Below are 17,988 nucleotides of genomic sequence, written 5' to 3' on the forward strand. Positions count from 1 at the left end.
GAAACAACACGAATACCTCACCCCCAATCAGTAATATACTAACCTGTATTAAATATTGATGAAATGAAACCTGACCTGCCGCATTTCGCAAAAAGCAAAATGCCCACTTTAGTAAAACACCCGTCTTCACTTTGAGGTACACTAGCCTTCTTTGTTCCACAAACATCAGGCATACCATGACCGATTTAATTGCACGCCCACGCCGCCTGCGCAAGTCACCTGCACTGCGCGCTATGTTTGAAGAGACAACCCTGACCTTAAACGATCTGGTGTTGCCGATTTTTGTCGAAGAAGAGATCGATGACTACAAAGCCATCGAAGCCATGCCGGGCGTCATGCGCATTCCGGAGAAATATCTGGCGCGTGAGATTGAACGCATCGCCAACGCGGGGATCCGCTCGGTGATGACCTTCGGCATCTCACACCATACCGATGCCACCGGCAGCGACGCGTGGAAAGAAGATGGCCTCGTCGCTCGCATGTCCCGCATCTGCAAAGAGACCGTGCCGGAAATGATCGTCATGTCCGATACCTGTTTCTGCGAATACACCTCACACGGCCACTGCGGCGTGCTGTGCGATCACGGCGTGGATAACGATGCCACCCTGCTGAACCTTGGCAAGCAGGCTGTCGTCGCGGCCGCGGCAGGTGCGGACTTCATCGCCCCATCTGCGGCAATGGACGGACAGGTTCAGGCGATTCGTCAGGCGCTGGACGCGGCGGGCTTTACCGACACCGCCATCATGTCTTACTCCACCAAATTCGCCTCCTCCTTCTACGGCCCGTTCCGTGAAGCGGCGGGCACGGCGCTGAAAGGCGATCGTAAAACCTATCAGATGAACCCGCTGAACCGTCGGGAAGCGATTCGTGAATCCCTGCTTGATGAAGCCCAGGGCGCAGACTGCCTGATGGTGAAACCGGCTGGCGCGTACCTTGATATCCTGCGCGACATCCGCGAGCGCACCGAGCTGCCGCTGGGCGCTTATCAGGTGAGCGGCGAGTACGCGATGATCAAATTCGCCGCGCTGGCGGGTGCCATTGACGAAGAGAAAGTGGTCCTCGAAAGCCTCGGCGCCATCAAACGCGCAGGCGCGGACCTGATCTTCAGCTACTTCGCGCTGGATCTGGCCGAGAAAAAAATCCTCCGCTAATCTTCACCAAACTGCAATACAACCGACATCTGCTCCTTCTACTGTCTTCGCAAGACGGCAGGAGGAGTAATCATGTTTAGCCTCGATAGCGTTCTCGACGATCTTTGGCCTCAGGCGAGGCCTGCACCCTGGCAAAAAAGTCTGTTAAAAAGACTGTTTTACGAAGACGAATTTCAGCAATTTGCCGCAGCACACCGCCACCTGAAAGGCCTGGATATGGTGGAGCAAGTTCTGGAACACCTTGATATTCTCTGCACCGTTTCCGCCCGCGATCTTGAACAAATCCCCGAACATGGCCCGCTGGTCATTATTGCCAACCACCCGACGGGTACGCTGGACGGGCTGGCGCTGATGTACGCCGTCTCCCGCGTGCGACGCGATGTGAAAGTCGTGACCAACCGGATGCTGACCCACCTTGAGCCCCTCAGCTCGCTGTTTATTCCGGTGGACAATATGGGCGGCAGGACGGCGAAAACATCCCTGGTGCAGATGGAACAGCATCTGCAAAACGCAGGCGTGCTGATCTTCTTCCCGGCCGGAGAAGTTTCCCGCCCCACGCGCAAAGGCATTCGCGACAAAAAGTGGCACTCCGGCTTTATCAAACTCGCCGGCAAGCTGCGCGCCCCGCTGCTGCCGGTGCATATCCAGGCGCATAACAGCCTGCTCTTTTATGCCAGCACGCTGGTCTCCCCGACGCTGTCGATGCTGTTGCTCATGCAGCAGATGTTCCGCCGCCGCCACAGCCAGCTGCCGATCAAAATCGGCCAGCAGATTGCGTGGCATCACTGGCACAGCGCCACCCTTTCGTCGCGTGAGATGGCCGAGCAGTGCCGCCAGCACGTGATGCGTCTTGGCAAGGGAGTGCCCGGCGTCTTTAAAACCCAGTGCGCGATTGCCCGTCCGGAAGATCGGGCCACCCTGAAGCGCGCGCTGGCGCAGGCCGAATGTCTGGGCAAAACCAGCGACGGTAAAACCATCTATCTGTGGCAGCGTAACGGTCAGGAAGACGTCCCGCTGCTGCGCGAGCTGGGCCGCCTGCGCGAGATTGCCTTTCGCGCGGTGGAGGAAGGGAGCGGCAAACGCCGGGATACCGACAGCTACGACGATGATTATCTGCACCTGATCCTGTGGGATGAGGACGATCTGGAGATCGTCGGGGCGTATCGCTTTATGCCGACGGCCATGCAGATCGAAAAGCGCGGCGTTGAGGGGTTGTACAGCTATAGCCTCTTCCACTACGACGACAAAATGCAGGACGTGCTGGAGCACGGTATTGAGCTAGGGCGCAGCTTTATTCAGCCGCGCTACTGGGGGCGCCGCGGCCTGGACTATTTATGGTCCGGCATTGGGGCCTATCTGGCGCGTTATCCGCACTACCGCTACCTGTTTGGCCCGGTCTCCATTTCCGGTGGCTTACCGCCTGCCGCGCGGGATCTGCTGGTCGCCTTTTACCGCCTGTGGTTCCCGGCGACGCATCCGCTTGCCGCCTCGCGCCAGCCGTATCCCGCCTCCCTGCCGGACGTGCTGGCGCAGTTTGGCGGCGTGGATTACGTGGACGATCTGACGAAGCTGAAGTCCCTGCTCGGCAATCTTGGCTGCGGTATTCCGCCGCTCTACAAGCAATATTCCGAACTTTGCGAGCCCGGCGGCGTACAGTTTATTGATTTTGGCAGCGACCCGGCATTCAACAACTGCGTTGACGGGCTGGTGCTGGTGGATTTGTGTTACCTGAAGGCGAACCGCTATCAGCGGTATATTGAGGCGCACCTTTAAATGTGCGGTATTTTGTAGGCCGGGTAAGGCGTAGCCGCCACCCGGCAATTGTGCACCGTTTTCGCCGGGTGGCGCTGCGCTTACCCGGCCTACGGAAGCGACGGGTTAAGGACGGTAAAACGGCTTATCGCCCAAAATCGTCGCCCGCTGCATAATCCGGCGCTGCGGCAGATAGTCCGCATTGGCATAATGCTGCGTTACGCGGTTATCCCAGATCGCCAGGTCGTTCTCCTGCCAGCGCCAGCGCACCTGGAACTCCGGCTTGGTGATATGCGCAAACAGGAAACCTAACAGCGCCTCACTCTCTTTTTCCGTCACGTCCACAATGCGCGTGGTGAACCCTTCGTTCACAAACAGCGCCTGTTTGCCCGTCACCGGATGGGTCCGCACCACCGGGTGCAGCAGCGGAGGATGTTTCGCCACAGCCTCCTGCCAGCGCTGATGTTCCTCTTCCGTTTTACGGTACTTGTACTCCGGGAACGATTTTTTGAAGTCGTGCTCCGCCCGCAGCCCGCTCAGCAGCGTCCGGAGCGGCGCGGAGAGCGCCTCATACGCCGCAATCCCGCTGGTCCACAGCGTATCGCCGCCGGTTTCCGGCAGCAGCTTCGCCGCCAGAATGGCTCCGGCAGGCGGCGTCTCGATAAAGGTCACGTCGGTGTGCCAGTTATCGTTATCCGGCGGGTTATCGTTGTGGGTGTCGAGGACGATAATCTCCTCCACCCCTTCCGCATGCGGATAGACCGGGTGGATATGCAGATCGCCAAAGCGCAGGGCCAGCGCGCGCTGCTGCTGCGGGGTGATCGCCTGCTCGCGCAGGAACACCACCTGATGGCGCAGCACCGCGTGGTACAGCTGCTCGAACTGGTTATCGCTCAGCGGACGGGTCACATCCAGGCCCGACACCTGTGCACCAATGTACGGCCCCAGCGGGGTGATGGTCAGACGTTCACTCATTGTATTTCTCCATGCCAGGGCGTCAGACGGCGTTGTAACGCGCGCAGCCCCAGTTCTAATCCGAAGGCGATCGCGGCGATCACCGCGATTCCTGCCAGCACCACGTCAGTCGCCAGGAACTCTCCCGCCGACTGCACCATAAACCCAAGTCCGCGCGTGGCCGCAATCAGCTCCGCCGCCACCAGCGTGGACCAGCCCACGCCAAGGCCGATGCGCAGCCCGGTTAAAATCTCCGGCAGTGCGCCCGGTAAAATCACGAACAGCAGCACCTGCGTACGGCTGGCTCCCAGCGACTGCGCCGCGCGGATCCGCACCTGCTGGGCGCTCTTCACGCCCGCCAGCGCCGACATGGCAACCGGGGCGAAAATCGCCAGATAGATCAGCAGGATTTTTGACGTTTCCCCGATGCCGAACCAGATCACCATCAGCGGCAGATAGGCCAGCGGCGGCACCGGGCGGTAAAGCTCAATCAGCGGGTCAAGGATGCCGCGCACCGTCGGGCTTAAGCCCATCGCGATCCCGACCGGTATCCCGATAATCACCGCCGCCAGCAGCGCCACCAGAATGCGCGCCAGGCTGGCACCTAAGTGCTGCCAGAGCGTGGCATCCATAAAGCCCTGCGGCCCGGCGATGGTAATGAGTTTGGCCAGCACCTGTCCCGGCGGCGGCAGAAACAGCGGGCTGACCCACTGCAGGGCAGCAACTGCCCACCACACCGCCAGCAGCACCAGCAGCGTACCGACGCTCAACGTGATTTGACGTGAGAAAGGCCAGCGCAGCGCCAGACGCGTGCGGCGCGTTTTTTCACTGAAGACGATGCTCATGAGAAGGCCTCCCGCTGTTCAAACACGCGGCTTAAAACGTACTCACGCTGTTCGATAAACAGCGGATCGGATTTGATGCTGCGCACGGGTTCCCCCGCGACGTAGCGGCGGGCGAATTCCAGCGGCAAGCGCTCCAGCACGCGGCCCGGCCCCGGCGAGAGCAGCACCAGCTCGGTGGCCATAAACACCGCCTCTTCGATATCGTGGGTAATCAACAGCACCTGCTTGCCCGTCTCATGCCAAAGGCGCAACAGCAGGGTTTGCATCTGCTCGCGGGTGAAGGCGTCGAGCGCCCCGAACGGCTCGTCCAGCAGCAACAGCTGCGGATTCGCTGCCAGCGCGCGGGCAATCCCGACACGCTGTCGCTGGCCGCCGGAAAGCTGCCAGATATAGCGTTTTTCCGCGCCTTCCAGCCCCACTTTTTTCAGCATCGCCCGCGCCGTTTCCAGCCGCTGTTCACGATTGATGCCCGCAAGCTGCAGCCCAAACGCCACGTTTTCCTGCACGTTGCGCCACGGGAGCAGGCCTTCATTCTGGAAGACCACGCCGCGCTCGGCGCCGGGGCCTTCCACCTTTTTGCCTTCCAGTTGAATGGTGCCATGCTGATAAGGGACAAACCCGGCGATCAGATTCAGCAGCGTGGTTTTTCCGCATCCGGACGGACCCAGCACCACCAGCAGTTCACCGCTGTCCAGCGTCAGGTTGATCTCCTCCAGCGCGGGTTTGCCACCGTAATCAGCAGACAGATTTGTAATATTCAGCATGGCGGACTCCTTATTTCACAAAACGATCGGTCACGTACTGGCTGTAATCCGTTGCTACCGCGGGCACTTTGCCCTGCTCTTTCAGGAAGGTGGCGGTATCAACAATCGCTTTGTTTACCGGCCCGGTCAGCTGCTGCACCTGCTGCGCGGGGGTCAGATAGGTATTGCCCTTCACCAGTCCCGGCACGTCCGCTTCCGGCACGCCGCTCAGGCGGGAGAGTTTTTCCAGGTTGGCGGGCTGCTTCAGCCATTCATCCGGGTTACTGATGTACGGCTGCTGGGCGTCAATCGCGCTTTTCGCGAAGGCTTTCACCACCTCAGGATGTTTCTCGGCGAAGTCTTTACGCACGACCCACACGTCGAGCGTTGGCGCGCCCCACTGTCCCACCTTTTCGGAGTCGGTCAGCACGGTACCGTCTTTTTCCAGCTCGTTCACGGCCGGTGCCCACACATAGGCCCCGTCTATATCGCCGCGCTGCCAGGCCGCGATAATCGCCGGCGGCTGGAGGTTGATAATTTGTACCTGCCCCGGCTTGATGCCCCAGTGTTTGAGCGCCGCCAGCAGGCTGTAGTGGGTGGTTGAGATAAACGGCACGGCGATGCGTTTGCCGATCAGGTCTTCCGGCTTGGTGATGTTTTTCTTCACCACCAGCGCTTCAGAGTTACCGAGCTGCGAGGCGAGCAGGAACACCTCAATCGGCACCTGCTGGCTGGCCGCAACCGCCAGCGGGCTGGAGCCGATATTGCCGATCTGCACGTCGCCGGAGGCTAACGCACGCACGACGGAGGCCCCGCTGTCGAACTTGCGCCAGTCGACTTTCGCGCCGCTCTCTTTGGCAAAGGTGTTGTCCGCCTGCGCGACTTTCGCCGGTTCCGCAGAAGTTTGATATGCGACGGTGACGTCCACCGCCTGCGCCTGAAATGCCCACAGCGCCAGTGCGCCGAGAAGTGTGATTCGCGATGAAATTGCCATAGTGCCTGCTCCCCTTGTTGTTATGAGGGCAGTATTTACAACGCGAGAATTTTGATAAAGGAATAAAAATGAATCGCTCATAACGATTCGTTTTTAGATAAAAAGCGGGAAAGGATAGTTGGTTTTGTGCAGTTGTTTTTTTCCCTCTCCCCGTGGGAGAGGGTCAGCGATCCGTAGGACGGGTAAGGCGTAGCCGCCACCCGGCAAAGCACTCAGCGCTGCGCGTTCAGCTCAGCAATATCCTTCGGCGTGGTGCGACAGCAGCCGCCAATTAGCTTAGCCCCGGCGTCCAGCCACTGGGGCAGATACCCTGCCAGCGTCTCGCACGCTTCACCGTGGTGGTGCCAGGTTTTGGTTACCGCGTCATAATGCTCGCCCGAGTTCGGGTAAACCACCAGCGGCAGCGACGTCAGGCTTTGCAGATGCTTCAGCGCCGCCGTGGTGTTTTCCAGGGCGATGCAGTTAATGCCCAGCGCAACAATGTGCGGAGAGTTGGCCAGCGCGCTGACCACGTCACGCAGAGGCGTACCGTCGCTCAGGTGCTCGCTGTCCCGCAGGGTAAAGGAGAACCACGCCCGGGCGCGGGGATATTCAGACAGCAACGCCGCCAGCGCCTTAATCTCCTCAAAGGACGGCAGCGTTTCGCAGGCCAGCAGGTCAGCGCCCGCATCCAGCAGCGCTTCCACGCGCGGGCGGTGGAAGTCGGCGAATGCTTCCGCACTGCGCACGTAGTCGCCGCGATACTCTGAGCCATCCGCCAGATACGCGCCGTACGGCCCAACGGAGCCCGCCACCAGCAGCGTGCCCGCATGCGGATTTTCAGCCAGATACGCTTCGCGCGCCTTACGCGCCAGCTCCACGCTTCTGCCGATCAGCGCCCGGGACTGCGCCTCGTCCAGGCCGCGCGCCGCAAAACCCGCAGGCGTGGCCTGATAGCTGGCGGTGATCGCCACCTGCGCGCCCGCGCGATAGTAATCAAGATGCACTTCGCGGATAAGCTCCGGGTTTTCCATCAGCACTTTGGCAGACCAGAGGCTGTCTGCCAGGTTACAGCCGCGCGCTTCCAGCTCCGTCGCCATCGCGCCATCCAGCACCACAAACGGCTGCTTTTCAAGGAGGGCGGTAAGCGGATTATTCTGCGACATGTTCGGGCTCCTGCGATGTCATATTTCGGGTCAGATAGTAGGCACCATAACACAGGGCGACAAACGGAATCCCGCAATAAAGGGCAATGCGCTGGCTTGGGTCAAACCACAGGCCGACACAGGCCACCACGCAGAGGATAAAACCGAGCACCGGCACCAGCGGATACCACGGCGCGCGGTACTGCAGCGCAGAGAGCGGTTGCCCGGACTGCAGATGGCGACGACGGAAAACGAAGTGCGACGCGCAGATGCTGATCCAGACGGCCACCACCGCAAAGCCAGAAATCGCCGAGAGCGCGACAAACACCGTGTCCGGCGCCACGACGCTTGAGAACAGCGCCAGCACGCCGCCGAGCATAGAGACCGAGAGCGCCGTCAGCGGCACGCCGTTTTTGTTCACGCGGGCAAAGCAGCGCGGGAGCGTTTTCTCATTAGAGAGCGACCACAGCATGCGCCCTGAGGCGTACAGCCCGGAGTTCGCCGCCGAGAGGATCGCCGTCAAAATCACAAAGTTAAAGATATCCGCCGCGTAAGGAATACCGACCTTTTCGAACACCAGCACGAACGGGCTTTTTTCTACCCCGGCCTGCTGCATCGGGATCAGCGCCGCCAGCACAAACACGGTGCCGATAAAGAAGATAATCAGGCGCGCAATGGTGGTGCGGATCGCGACCGGAATCACCTTGTGCGGATTTTCCGTTTCCCCTGCGGCGATGCCGATAAGCTCGGTCCCGGAGAAGGCAAAGTTCACCGCCACCATGGTCATCAGGATCGGCAGGCCGCCGTGCGGGAACCAGCCCTCGGCGGTGATGTTGCTCAAGCCCGGCGCGGGTGAACCGTCCTGCATCGGAATAAAGCCAAAGACCGCCGCGCCGCCAAGAATAATGAAAGCGATGATGGTGATGACTTTCACCAGGGAGAACCAGAACTCGCCTTCCGCAAAGAAGCGCGTTGAGATGACGTTCAGGCCAAAAATCACCACGCAGAAGACCACGCACCACGCCCAGACGGGCACCTGCGGGAACCAGTACTGCATGCAGAACCCGGCGGCGGTAAAGCTCGACCCGAGCGCCACCGTCCAGGTGAGCCAGTAGAGCCACGCCACGGTGTAGCCCGTCGCCGGGCCAAGATAGCGCGCGGCATAGACGTGGAACGCGCCGGTTTCCGGCATCGCCACGGAAAGCTCGCCCAGACACTGCATCACCAGCCAGACCACCAGCGCGCCTATCAGGTACGCCAGCAGCGTGCCCGCCGCCCCGGTCGTGGAAATGATGTAGCCGGTATTGAAGAATAACCCTGTCCCAATCACGCCACCCAGCGAGAGCATAATCAGGTGGCGTGTTTTCATGGTGCGCTTAAGCTGCCCATTTTCTTGTTGTGTTTGCATATTACCTTCTATACGTATGGACATCTAAACATCCAAAGAAGGTGTGTTATACCGCGATTGTTAATAAAAAGCTAGATGACCAGACGCAAACGGGCGCGCCGCGCGCTGAGTCTGGGGTGGGTTGTGAGGATCACATAGAGAATCGGACGCCAGGCCATAAGCACCTCCGCAAGCAGATACTTACAGCATGGTGCGGGAAAAGGCGCTCTTCGGTCAGTCGAAAGTGGTATCCGTAAAGCGCGAAGTCATACCGTAACACCGCCCGCAGGACGGGTAAGGCGCAGCCGCCACCCGATGCAAGGTTGGTAATTCTCACAATCAGTTCTATAGTCGACACAGTTTATGAGTAACCAGGACTGACTGATGCGCTTTAACGGACTGACTAAAGGTTTCTTTATTTTCATTCTCGCCCTTGTGACCTGGGCCTTCTTCGACGTGCTGTCGCCCTACTTCTCCGCGATACTGTGGGCCGCCATTCTGACCGTCATCTTCAACCCGGTAAAAAACAAGCTGCGCGCCGCGCTGGGGGATCGCAACGGGCTGGCCTCGCTGTTGACCATCGGTATTATCTGCCTGATCGTCTTTATCCCGCTGATGGTGATCCTCTCCTCGCTCGCCATTGAGCTGAACGTGGTTTACACCAAACTACAGGAGAACAACACCCAGTTCCCGGAAGTGGTGGCGAGCATCTTCAACCACCTGCCTGACTGGGCCAGCGGCTTCCTCGCGGATCACAACCTGACCAACGCGGCGCAGATCCAGAAAAAACTCTCCGACGTCGCCCTGCAGGGCGGACAGTATCTGGCGGGCAGCGCGTTCCTGATCGGCAAGGGGACGTTTGGCTTTGCGATTAGCTTCGGCATCATGCTGTATCTGCTGTTCTTCCTGCTGAAAGACGGCCCGTATCTGGTACGCCAGATCCTCGATTCCCTGCCCCTGTCCGATTTTGCCAAGCAGCATCTGTTCGCCAAATTCGTCGGCGTGTCACGCGCCACGGTAAAAGGGACGGCGGCGGTGGCCGTGGTTCAGGGCATCCTCGGCGGGATTGCCTTTGCCATTGCCGGTATCGACGGCAGCGTGCTCTGGGGCGCACTGATGGCGTTCCTTTCCCTCGTGCCCGCCATCGGCTCGGCGATTGTCTGGGTGCCCGCCGCTATCTTCCTGTTCGCCACGCACCAGATCTGGCAGGGGCTGTTTATTGTCGGCTTTTTCGTAATTATCGTCGGGCTGGTGGACAATATTCTGCGCCCGCTGCTGGTGGGGAAAGACACCAAAATGCCGGACTACCTGATTCTGATCTCCACCCTCGGCGGCATGGAGCTGTACGGCATTAACGGCTTTGTGATCGGGCCGCTCATCGCCGCGCTGTTTATCGCCTGCTGGAACCTCTTCTCCGGACGCGATCACGAAGGCAACGCCGAAGAGCTGGACGCGGATTTCATCGAAGAAGGAAAAAATCCTCCAGATTTGTAAGGACGTGACGATAAAGACCACACCAGGCGGCGCTGTGCCGCCTTTTTTTTCGCCTTAAATCAGACGTTTTCTATAATTTGAAGAACGCCATCCTACTCATGTCGTAAAAGGATCATCTGGTGCGAATCGCGACGATAACAAACTGGGCCTATGGGGCCACGGTCTGCCTGACCATCGCCTCCGGCATCATCATGCTGATGGCGTCCAGTGCGGATACCCTCGAACGTCAGGCCGTTGAACAACGGCAGAAATTTGATCAGCTGACGGAAGATATCGAAACCGATATCTGGGCGCAGTCTGATTTAGCGCGGCTGTACGTCATAAAAAAAGATCCTCAGGTGCTCAAGGAATATAACCAGGCAGAAAACAGCCTGAAGCGCATCGAGCTTCGGCTGGAAAAGCTGCAGGATAACGGCGCATCGGATGAAGAACTGGCCCTGCTGCATGAAGGAATAAAGATCGTCGATGAGCTGCAGGACGAGCAGCAAACCGCCCTCGCCAGCCTGGAACGCGGTGAAGACGCCCAGGCCGTTGCCTTGCTCTATGGTCAGCCCTATGAGCAGGAGCTGGATCGCGCGCAGAATCAGATCGATCACTTTCGCCAGATACTCGACAAGCGCGTTATCGGCTCCGTAAAAGATGCGACAAAAAAATCGAAAGCGCTGCGTACCGCCTCTGAGCTGACGGTCGGCCTGACCGCCCTGCTGTTCCTGTTTGTACTCGGCTTTATATTAAAGCGCCGCGTGCTGCGTCCCGTGGTGCGCCTGAGCGACGTGGTGCACCGCCTGGCATCCCAGGATTACGCGGTTGAAACGCCCAATTTCAACCAGATCGATGAGATAGGCGATATGGCCCAGGCCATCAGCATCTTCCGTGAAAACGGCCTTGCGCGGCAGCGTCTGGAAAAAGAGCGTGATGCCGACTGGGCCATCCGCGAGCTGCTGGCGCGCATGACCCAGCGGCTGCAGGGCTGTGAGAACTTTAACGATGTGATTAACGTGGCGGAGCTGTTTGCCCCCAATATCGCGCCGGGGATCGCGGGCCGACTCTACGTCCTTGACCGCGAGCCGTGGCAGATGCGCTGCGTCGCGCAATGGCTTTCGCCGGTTGGTGAAGAGACGACGTTCCACCCGGACGAGTGCTGGGCCGTGCGACGCGGGCAGAGTCACCCGCCGGTAAACGGCGAGCCGGATATTGCCTGCTACCATCTTCCGGCGTCCCAGGCGGAAAGTGCGCTTTGCGTGCCGCTTATCGCTCAGGGCGAGGCCATTGGCCTGCTCTCCTTCCAGAATATCACGGCGGATAATGCCCCTTCCCGCGCGTATCTGGAGCTGATGGCCGAGGCGCTCGGGCTGGCGCTGGCCAACCAGCGTCTGCGCGACGCGTTGCTGGAAAAAGCGTTGTTTGATCCGCTCACCGGCCTGCGTAACCGTCATCATCTGGAAGATACCCTGCAAACCCAAACGGCACAGGCGATACGCACGGGCGTGCCGTTAAGCTGCATGATGATTGATATCGATCACTTCAAGAGCATTAACGATCGGTTCGGCCATGAAGCGGGCGATCTGGTGATCAAAAGCGTGGCGTCAATTGTTCAGCGGGCCGCGCATGACAACGGGCTGGCATTCCGCTACGGCGGCGAGGAGTTTCTGGTGCTGCTTTCCGGTGCCGATGAGGCAGAAGCGTACGCCTGCGCGCAGAAGATTTACACCGGCGTGCATGAGCTGTCGCTTCGCTACGGGCTGACCGAGATTGGGCCGGTGGACGTGTCGATTGGGATTGCCAGCTACCCGCAGCATGCCCAGACCGACAACCTGCTGCGCGCTGCGGATGTGGCCTTGTACCGGGCGAAAGAGCTGGGCCGCGCGCGGATTGTGAGTTTTGGGATGCTGGAGGCGGGCTGACGCTAATTCTCGCGCCCTGACTTTCCCCGGTTCAGGCGCGGGTGATAGCCCAAAGCACCACAATCCCCAGGGCATTGCTCCGCTTTTCCACATACAGGGTGGTATCGGAATAAACGTTACCCTGCGGGTTACAGATGCGGATCTCTTTTTTTAATTCCGGCTCGTAGACTTCCGCACCCGAGCAGCTGTGGCGGGTACTGGACTCATACCGGTAAGGTTTGCTCCAGCTCGAATAGTCCCCCTCCAGCAGCCAGGCCGTTGTAAAGACCACGAACATGGCAACCGGCAGGCTGCAAATAAAGAAGCCGAGGTAGATTTTTACCGCGCCAGCAAGGCGCTTACCTTTCAGTCTCCCCTTTCTGATGAAATAGACCATCGGCACCAGCGCCAGCAGCAACGCCCCACAGGCAAGGTACTGCTCCCCGCGGATCGAAAGGTATGTCACGCGGTAAATGTTGACTGACCAGACCACAAAACCCGATATCAGTGCTATCCCGCTCACGATGAGTGGGACCCAAAAGGAAAAACGCGCTTTTTTCATGGTGGACTCGTCCTTGTCATTCTTGTCGGGTCAGAAGGTCAATCATTGCTCGGGTGGCTGCTGACTGACGCCGGTGCGGGGCAAACAGCACGGAGAAAGGTCGCGATCGTCCCCGAAGGTGCGGCAGCACCTCAACTAACTGGCCGCCCTGTATTCTGTCGCGAACGATAAATTCATAGCTCTGGCAGATCCCCATCCCCTGCTCCGCCAGCGAAACCACGCCGAGTACATCGTCTGATATTTCGATGGTTGAACCCGGCAACCAGTCAATATCGCGCCCTTCATCATGAAATACCCAGGGGGCGATGCGCCCGGTGCGCGGCATGATAAACGGCAGGCACTGATGGCGTTGCAGCTCTTCCAGCGTCTGAGGCTTTCCTCTCCGATGCAGGTAGTCCGGAGAGGCGACCAGAAGCAATGCCGCGTCTTCCAGCTTACGCGCCACAAGTCCACTGTCAGGCAACTGACCCAGACGGATCGCCAGATCGAACCCCTCAGCGATCAGGTCAACGTTGCGATTGGTAATGTTCAGCTCCACCTGTACGCGCGGGTAACGTTGATTATAGTGCGCCAGCAGCGGCGGCAGGCGGTAGTGGGCATAGGTGGTTGGGACACTCATTCTCACGCGACCGGTCAGATCGCCCTCCTGACCCCGGCCAACGCGTTCGGCGTCATCGAGCAGAGAAAACGCTGAGCGCGCCTGCTCAAGATAGACGCGTCCGGCTTCAGTCAGCCCCACCCGGCGGGTCGTTCGCTGTAATAGCTGCCGTCCAAGACGCGCTTCCAGACGGGTGACCGCGCGGCTCAGTACCGAAGGGGTGGTTGAAAGGGCAACCGCTGCGGCAGTAAATGAGCCGTGCTCAACCACAGCAATGAAGACTTCAACGTCGCCGAGGTAATCAAATTTCCGGCTCATTTTGCTCTCTCAGGAACAAATGTTTTTCAATTTGGCTAATTTATCTCCCGTTGGGCGATGAGTAAAGTGGCCAGCATTCATCACTTGAACGTTCCACTGGAGCCTGTCAATGTTCAACCGTCCCCATATTCTGTCCGCCATCGCAATGGCGGCGTTGTTCTCTTTCCCAAGTGTTGTCAACGCGGCGAACCACCCGTCTCTGGAGCGCTGGCGAAGCTACGCCGGCGTGAGCTGGGATACCGCTCAAGACGGAAAGATGCCTGCGGCGTTTTCCGGTTCGGTCAATGCCCCTATTGCAGGTATCCACTTTGATGCAATGGACCGGGCCTTTGTCAGCACGCCCCGGCTGGTTTCCGCCGCAGCACCCGCCACGTTAAGCATTCTGGATACGACGGCGCAGTCTGGCCCTGCCCGCCTGACGGCATTTCCCTCCCGCGAGGGGAATGCGGTGAACACCGATCCCGCTCAGAGCCTGCGCAACGTGCTCGGTTTTTATATTGACCGTAAAAACGGCTGGCTATGGGCGCTGGACATGGGGTTTGTTGCAGGCGAAACAGAGTCCCCCGCGGGGGCGCAGAAACTGGTCGTACTGGATCTCCACTCTGGCCGCACCATCAAACGCATCGCCCTGGACGGCGTAGCGGACCGCAAGGCCAGCTTTCTGAATGATGTGGTGGTCGATGAGAACCGCCGTGTCGCCTATATCTCCGACAGCGGCTCGCGGAGTGCGCCTGAAAACCAGGTGGGACTAATTATCGTTGATTTCGCTACCGGTACGGCCCGGCGCGTGCTCGATCGTCACCCTGCGCTGCAGATTGAGCCAGGCGTTAACGTCGTCTCGCACGGGGTTGAAGTCTGGCCTGGTAAACCATTACTGATTGGTATCAATGGCATTGCGCTTTCACCCGATGCGGGCACGCTGTACTGGACGGTGACAACCGGCACGCGCGCCTATGCGGTACCAACTGCCATACTGAGGCAACCTGCGTCAACCAATGCGCAAATCGCCGGGCAGATCCGCGATCTGGGTCGCGTGGGGGGCAACACCGACGGAATGGTGACAGATGTAAAAGGCAACCTCTACATTACCGATGTCACACGCAATGGTATCGTCAGATACGATCCTGAAACCCATTCCATGTCGCTAATTGCGGCAAGCGAAGAGGTGCGCTGGCCAGACACGCCGGCAATCCGTCCGAACGGGGAGATGGTATTTACCTCAAGTCGCCTCAATGACCACTTCGCGGGAGCCGTTAAACCGGGAGAAGAACGCTATGATTTGTGGCGCTTGCGTCGCGATGCTTCAAAGGATTAGTCGCGCGTCACCTCAGTAATCAATATCGACAAGCCATTCATGTCATGACTTTTTTTAGCCATCTCACGGTATTTGGTTGGGGAGAGCCCATATTGATTCGAGAACGCTCTGCTGAACGTTGACGGCTCTTCGTAGCCTAACATTGTAAATATATCTGAAACAGAGAGCTGCGTATGTCTGAGCATATGCGCGGCTTTTTCAAGTTTCCGGCTTCGAATATAGAGACCGATACTTATGCCACACTCCTGGCGAAAGTTTCGTTGAATATAAGCCAATGAATAACCGGATTTTCGCGCCACATCCAGAACGGTAATAGGTCTATATAAATTCGAGTCAATCCAGTGAGTCAGGGACTTAATTACAGCTTCACGATCTTTTAAGAGAGTAAACTTTATACACATAAGTATCCACGAAATTTTATTTACAAGAAGGCCGCTGGCAACGTCATCCAATGACAATTGAAAATAATATTTCCTAAAAGAAAAATCACCCTAATAATAGGGTGAGAGAATGCTTACTGTATTTTAGTGAGATGTCTTTGCAACATTCTCATTTTGTTCAGGACCATACAGTTTCATAAACGCATTAACGGAGGCCTGCGCTTTCATGATTATTTCACTTTCGTCCGGCTGATCCTTTCGCGCTTTTAAAAGCAAGGGTTCAAGGATACCGGCCTGGAGAAGAGAGCGAAAATACTCAGCGGCCAGCACAGGGTCATCTTTTCTTAAGATATTTTGATTCATTAAATCGGTGAAAAGCGCCGATACGTTTGAACGCAGTTTTTGCATTCGCTCATAATATAACTCTCCGATTCCCGACCTTCCGGCTTCGGAAATCATTAATCTTTGCAAATCCACAATATCCGGTGAACAAATATAGCGTAAAAAGGCAACGGCAAATTGCTCGATGACAAGTTGTGGTGATTTTCTGAAAAGGCGCACCTGCCCTGCAGTTTCAATAGTCATGCTCTTTATATACTGTTCAGTTTCTGAAGACATGCATTCTACAAATAGCTCTTCTTTCGAAGAAAAGTGACTGTAAATTGTCGATTTTGAGCCACCCACAATCGCGTTAATCTCTGAGATAGACGTGGCATCAAATCCCTTTTGTCGAAACAGTCCGGATGCGACTTCCAGAATCTGTTGCCGTTTAAGCGCTCTTTTATCCATATGTTTCCTCGTTAGTTTAGGTGTCTGACCGGGGCCAACACTTTTTGTTCTCTGATTTCGGAATCACGTCTGGTAGTAGGGTTCGTAATCGTACTGACGAGTACATTTTCATTTGACGACGCTCAGAAGTCAAGATATAAAGTGTACCGTACTGTACGGTACTGTATTTGGACTTCTCTATGAACAGCATGACGAGCGTACTGATGAAAGGTTTTCAGGAGACACTACTGGGGTGTCGTATTTCCGGTTTAACCCGGTCCAGAATAGTGATGGGCTGTGTTGTCATTTCCGCCATCAGTATGAGCGGATGCGCCATGATCCCCGACCTTGGCACCCCACCGCCTATGAAGACGGTCACACAACTTAAAAGCGATCAAAGTTTCCCACATCAGAACGGCCAGTGGCCGAAAGATGACTGGTGGAAGAAATACGGTGACGAGCAGCTCAACGGGCTGATTGATGACGCGCTTAAAAATTCCCCTACGCTTAATATCGCCGAAGCTCGCGTGAAACAAGCGCAGGCGATGACGCAAAGTGCGAGCGGTTCGCTTTTCCCTGAGGTCACCGCAAACGCCAGCTTTATGCGGGACAAAATGAGTTACAACTATGTGACGCCTGAAAGCGCAACGCCTCAAAACTGGAACAGCTATGGCCGTACCACGCTGGATATGAGCTGGGAAATAGATTTTTGGGGTAAAAACCGCGCCGCGCTCGCGGCTGCAACGTCAGGTGAAATGGCGGCTGTCGCGGAAAAAGCGCAAACAAGACTGGTGCTGTCTTCGTCTGTTGTTACCGTTTACGCGGAGCTGGCGCATTTATACACCGTACGCGAAACGCTTAACGACACCCTCACTATACGAACCAGTACGCTCGCGTTGTTCCAGCAACGACATGATGCGGGGCTTGAAGATTTATCCAGCCTTCAACAGGTTGAGACGCGTCAACTCAACGCAAAAGCAAATCTGGTGGCAATAGAGGAAGCGATTGCGATCAAAAAACATGCCCTCGCTGCACTGATCGATGATGGGCCCGACAGATCGCTGGCCATAACCGCGCCTAAGGCATCGCTTTTAGCGCATGAGGAACTTCCTCCCAATATTGCGCTGGATCTGATTGGTCGACGTCCTGATATTGTCGCGGCACGTTTACGCGCAGAGGCTGCAGCAGAGCAAATCAAACAGAAAAAAGCCGGTTTTTACCCCAGCGTTAATCTGGTTGCCTTTGCCGGGTTCCAGTCACTGGGTATTAACAACCTTACCCGGAGTGGCTCAGCAATTGGCAGTTTTGGTCCGGCCATATCGTTGCCAATATTTAATACGCAAAAGCTACAGGGTGATTTGAAATACGCCAGCGGTGAATATGATATTGCGGTGAACGTTTATAACGCCACGTTAACGAATGCACTTCGTGAAGTGAGCGATGCGCTCACCAGCAGAGCCTCTCTGAAAGACGAGATGCTTTATTCTCAGGGTGCAGTCACGTCGGCAGAAAAAGCGTATTCGCTCACCAGACAAAGGTATGAAGGAAAGGTCGCTGATTATCTCGACGTTTTATCTTCGGAAGATGAGCTGGTTGCGGCCCGCAGAAAATTAGCCGATGTAAATTCCCGTGCCTTTACGATTGACGTCGAATTAGCGCGTGCATTGGGCGGCGGATATACCTCGAGCAAACAGTGATTTTTAACACCAGGTTAATTACT

Annotated in this window: 16 protein-coding genes; 6 read left to right on the forward strand and 10 right to left on the reverse strand. The window is 57.2% G+C overall.

Annotated features, from left to right (window positions below):
* Positions 1-176: 176 nt before the first annotated feature.
* Entirely contained in the window at positions 177-1,151 is a 975-nt protein-coding gene (gene hemB, locus BM007_RS08375) for a porphobilinogen synthase (RefSeq protein WP_024906774.1), read from the forward strand.
* A 72-nt stretch (positions 1,152-1,223) separates the two neighbouring features.
* Positions 1,224-2,924: a bifunctional ornithine lipid synthase OlsF gene (locus BM007_RS08380; protein ID WP_090418084.1), complete on the forward strand. Its 1,701-nt coding sequence runs from the start codon at positions 1,224-1,226 to the stop codon at positions 2,922-2,924.
* Between the two features lie 105 nt (positions 2,925-3,029).
* Here the strand turns inward: BM007_RS08380 and tauD are convergent, their stop codons facing one another.
* The 6 genes from tauD to mmuP form a co-directional block, all read right to left on the reverse strand.
* Complete coding sequence (gene tauD, locus BM007_RS08385; protein ID WP_090418087.1) at positions 3,030-3,878, reverse strand: taurine dioxygenase; 849 nt, start codon at positions 3,876-3,878, stop codon at positions 3,030-3,032.
* Positions 3,875-4,702: a taurine ABC transporter permease TauC gene (gene tauC / locus BM007_RS08390; protein WP_048225831.1), complete on the reverse strand. Its 828-nt coding sequence runs from the start codon at positions 4,700-4,702 to the stop codon at positions 3,875-3,877. Before tauC ends, tauD begins: the two co-directional genes overlap by 4 nt.
* Positions 4,699-5,466: a taurine ABC transporter ATP-binding subunit gene (gene tauB / locus BM007_RS08395; protein ID WP_090418090.1), complete on the reverse strand. Its 768-nt coding sequence runs from the start codon at positions 5,464-5,466 to the stop codon at positions 4,699-4,701. Before tauB ends, tauC begins: the two co-directional genes overlap by 4 nt.
* A gap of 10 nt (positions 5,467-5,476) precedes the next feature.
* The gene (tauA, locus tag BM007_RS08400) at positions 5,477-6,439 is read right to left on the reverse strand and encodes a taurine ABC transporter substrate-binding protein (protein WP_001018397.1); all 963 of its coding nucleotides are present in this window, start codon (positions 6,437-6,439) and stop codon (positions 5,477-5,479) included.
* Positions 6,440-6,651: 212 nt separating this feature from the next.
* Positions 6,652-7,584, reverse strand: a complete 933-nt coding sequence (gene mmuM, locus BM007_RS08405; protein WP_090418093.1) for a homocysteine S-methyltransferase — start codon at positions 7,582-7,584, stop codon at positions 6,652-6,654.
* Positions 7,571-8,971, reverse strand: coding sequence for an S-methylmethionine permease (gene mmuP, locus BM007_RS08410; RefSeq protein WP_008503244.1), 1,401 nt, complete (start codon positions 8,969-8,971; stop codon positions 7,571-7,573). Before mmuP ends, mmuM begins: the two co-directional genes overlap by 14 nt.
* 363 nt (positions 8,972-9,334) lie before the next feature.
* Here mmuP and BM007_RS08415 point away from each other — a divergent pair, with 363 nt between their 5' ends.
* Together BM007_RS08415 and BM007_RS08420 are read left to right on the forward strand one after the other, a co-directional pair.
* Entirely contained in the window at positions 9,335-10,444 is a 1,110-nt protein-coding gene (locus BM007_RS08415) for an AI-2E family transporter (RefSeq protein ID WP_045909822.1), read from the forward strand.
* A gap of 119 nt (positions 10,445-10,563) precedes the next feature.
* Entirely contained in the window at positions 10,564-12,348 is a 1,785-nt protein-coding gene (locus BM007_RS08420; protein ID WP_063620906.1) for a diguanylate cyclase, read from the forward strand.
* Between the two features lie 31 nt (positions 12,349-12,379).
* Here BM007_RS08420 and BM007_RS08425 read toward each other — a convergent pair whose 3' ends face one another.
* The gene (locus tag BM007_RS08425; protein WP_090418096.1) at positions 12,380-12,889 is read right to left on the reverse strand and encodes a hypothetical protein; all 510 of its coding nucleotides are present in this window, start codon (positions 12,887-12,889) and stop codon (positions 12,380-12,382) included.
* Positions 12,890-12,905: 16 nt separating this feature from the next.
* The gene (locus tag BM007_RS08430) at positions 12,906-13,805 is read right to left on the reverse strand and encodes a LysR family transcriptional regulator (protein WP_090418099.1); all 900 of its coding nucleotides are present in this window, start codon (positions 13,803-13,805) and stop codon (positions 12,906-12,908) included.
* A gap of 109 nt (positions 13,806-13,914) precedes the next feature.
* Here BM007_RS08430 and BM007_RS08435 point away from each other — a divergent pair, with 109 nt between their 5' ends.
* Positions 13,915-15,120 carry an L-dopachrome tautomerase-related protein gene (locus BM007_RS08435; protein ID WP_090418102.1) on the forward strand — a complete coding sequence of 402 codons (1,206 nt, stop codon included), beginning with the start codon at positions 13,915-13,917 and terminating at the stop codon, positions 15,118-15,120.
* Here BM007_RS08435 and BM007_RS08440 read toward each other — a convergent pair.
* Both BM007_RS08440 and BM007_RS08445 read right to left on the reverse strand, forming a co-directional pair.
* The gene (locus BM007_RS08440) at positions 15,117-15,521 is read right to left on the reverse strand and encodes a helix-turn-helix domain-containing protein (RefSeq protein WP_048990412.1); all 405 of its coding nucleotides are present in this window, start codon (positions 15,519-15,521) and stop codon (positions 15,117-15,119) included. The two genes, BM007_RS08435 and BM007_RS08440, sit on opposite strands and share 4 nt — an antisense overlap.
* 123 nt (positions 15,522-15,644) lie before the next feature.
* Entirely contained in the window at positions 15,645-16,289 is a 645-nt protein-coding gene (locus BM007_RS08445) for a TetR/AcrR family transcriptional regulator (RefSeq protein ID WP_090418105.1), read from the reverse strand.
* A 179-nt stretch (positions 16,290-16,468) separates the two neighbouring features.
* Between BM007_RS08445 and BM007_RS08450 the strand changes: the two genes are divergently transcribed.
* A complete protein-coding gene (locus BM007_RS08450) occupies positions 16,469-17,965 on the forward strand; it encodes an efflux transporter outer membrane subunit (RefSeq protein ID WP_139210897.1) in 1,497 nt (498 codons plus the stop codon).
* The last annotated feature ends 23 nt before the right edge of the window (positions 17,966-17,988 follow it).

Origin of the sequence: Enterobacter sp. NFIX59 (genome assembly GCF_900113755.1) — a bacterium.
Lineage (GTDB): Bacteria > Pseudomonadota > Gammaproteobacteria > Enterobacterales > Enterobacteriaceae > Enterobacter > Enterobacter pseudoroggenkampii.

What these genes read in the sequence shown, in the direction of transcription:
- hemB (WP_024906774.1), top strand. Translation starts at nt 177, where the DNA reads ATGACCGATTTAATTGCACGCCCACGCCGCCTGCGCAAGTCACCTGCA.
- BM007_RS08380 (WP_090418084.1), top strand. Translation starts at nt 1,224, where the DNA reads ATGTTTAGCCTCGATAGCGTTCTCGACGATCTTTGGCCTCAGGCGAGG.
- tauD (WP_090418087.1), bottom strand. Translation starts at nt 3,878, where the DNA reads ATGAGTGAACGTCTGACCATCACCCCGCTGGGGCCGTACATTGGTGCA.
- tauC (WP_048225831.1), bottom strand. Translation starts at nt 4,702, where the DNA reads ATGAGCATCGTCTTCAGTGAAAAAACGCGCCGCACGCGTCTGGCGCTG.
- tauB (WP_090418090.1), bottom strand. Translation starts at nt 5,466, where the DNA reads ATGCTGAATATTACAAATCTGTCTGCTGATTACGGTGGCAAACCCGCG.
- tauA (WP_001018397.1), bottom strand. Translation starts at nt 6,439, where the DNA reads ATGGCAATTTCATCGCGAATCACACTTCTCGGCGCACTGGCGCTGTGG.
- mmuM (WP_090418093.1), bottom strand. Translation starts at nt 7,584, where the DNA reads ATGTCGCAGAATAATCCGCTTACCGCCCTCCTTGAAAAGCAGCCGTTT.
- mmuP (WP_008503244.1), bottom strand. Translation starts at nt 8,971, where the DNA reads ATGCAAACACAACAAGAAAATGGGCAGCTTAAGCGCACCATGAAAACA.
- BM007_RS08415 (WP_045909822.1), top strand. Translation starts at nt 9,335, where the DNA reads ATGCGCTTTAACGGACTGACTAAAGGTTTCTTTATTTTCATTCTCGCC.
- BM007_RS08425 (WP_090418096.1), bottom strand. Translation starts at nt 12,889, where the DNA reads ATGAAAAAAGCGCGTTTTTCCTTTTGGGTCCCACTCATCGTGAGCGGG.
- BM007_RS08430 (WP_090418099.1), bottom strand. Translation starts at nt 13,805, where the DNA reads ATGAGCCGGAAATTTGATTACCTCGGCGACGTTGAAGTCTTCATTGCT.
- BM007_RS08435 (WP_090418102.1), top strand. Translation starts at nt 13,915, where the DNA reads ATGTTCAACCGTCCCCATATTCTGTCCGCCATCGCAATGGCGGCGTTG.
- BM007_RS08440 (WP_048990412.1), bottom strand. Translation starts at nt 15,521, where the DNA reads ATGTGTATAAAGTTTACTCTCTTAAAAGATCGTGAAGCTGTAATTAAG.
- BM007_RS08445 (WP_090418105.1), bottom strand. Translation starts at nt 16,289, where the DNA reads ATGGATAAAAGAGCGCTTAAACGGCAACAGATTCTGGAAGTCGCATCC.
- BM007_RS08450 (WP_139210897.1), top strand. Translation starts at nt 16,469, where the DNA reads ATGAACAGCATGACGAGCGTACTGATGAAAGGTTTTCAGGAGACACTA.